Source organism: Microbacterium xerophyticum (genome assembly GCF_053543555.1).
Genome location: NZ_JBLVOB010000004.1, coordinates 16,001 through 17,200 on the forward strand (window position 1 = coordinate 16,001; position 1,200 = coordinate 17,200).

General features: G+C 67.2%; 1 protein-coding gene. It reads right to left on the reverse strand.

Annotated features, from left to right (window positions below):
* Positions 1-1,136 (reverse strand): flavin monoamine oxidase family protein (locus ACNPNP_RS02615; RefSeq protein WP_448964524.1); only part of this gene is annotated, 1,136 nt, incomplete at its 3' end.
* Between the last annotated feature and the right edge of the window lie 64 nt (positions 1,137-1,200).

Here is a 1,200-nt window from a genome sequence, read left to right on the forward strand (position 1 = left end):
ACCACGACCGGGTTCTTCGCCTCGGGGCCGTAGTAGTGCGAGAGCGACTCGAGGATGCGCTCCTTGCGCTCCTCGGCGCTGAGCTCGAAGACGCCGTCGGCGTGCGTGTCCGAGACGAAGCCGACGAGCGTGCCCCGCTCATCACCGTGGTTGGTGTTGTCGTACGCCTCATGACACAGCTCGTACGGGCTGAACGCAGTCGCGCTGAGGCCCTGCTCCCGCCAGAACGGCCGGTCATAGACGGCGTGCACCTTGATGACGAATCCCATCGAGAGGTGCTGGTGCAACTGGTGCTGCCGGCGCGGCATGGGCGGTACGAACGAGATGCGGTTGTAGAGCACAGGCGCGTGGGCGAGGATCGCGAAGCGCGCTCTGACGGTGAGATCATCCGTCTCGGCGGTCACGCCGGCGTCCCCCCACTCCAGAGAGCGCACCGGCTGATTGAGCAGCACGTCGTCACCGAGTCGCTCGGCGAGCAGCAGCGGCACCTGCTGCAGACCGCCCACGACGCGTTCGTCGAGGATGAAGTCGGCGTCGACAAGATTCGAGAAGCTTCCGGCGGATGCTGCCATCAGCAGCGCCTGCAGCGTGGAGAAGGCGTGAGCGGGCTTGGTGAGCATGGCGCCGGCGATGAAGAGGGCGATGTTGTCGCGCGCTTCCTGATCGTCGGTCTGCACGGCGAGCCACTGCTCGAACGACACCTCGTCGAGCGCTTCCGCGTCGGGATGCGCCCATGGCCGGTCGGGGTCGATCTCGGCGACCATGGCGTCGAGCTTCTCGATCAGCTCGACCATGACCTTCTCGGTCTCGGGAGCGACGGGGAAGATGTCGCCCGTGAAGCGGGTGAGCTCGCCCGACGGACCGATGTAGACGCTCTCGCCCTCGCGGTAGCGGCTGTACGTCGACAGGCCCAGTTCTTCGAGCGTCTCCTTCAGCGCATCCTGATCCGGCGACACCCACTGGCCGCCGATCTCGAGCATCGCGCCGTCGATGACGTCGGTCCACAGCCGTCCGCCGACGCGGTCGCGCGCCTCGAGCACTGCGACGGAGAGACCGGCCTTTCGCAGGTCGTTCGCGGCGGTGAGCCCCGCCGCTCCGGCGCCCACGATGAGCACGTCCCGTGTGATCTCAGCCATCAGCAACTCCTTCGTCGTTCAGCGGTCGGTGTGACGAGCGCCGGGGGGGGATCCGAAATCCCCC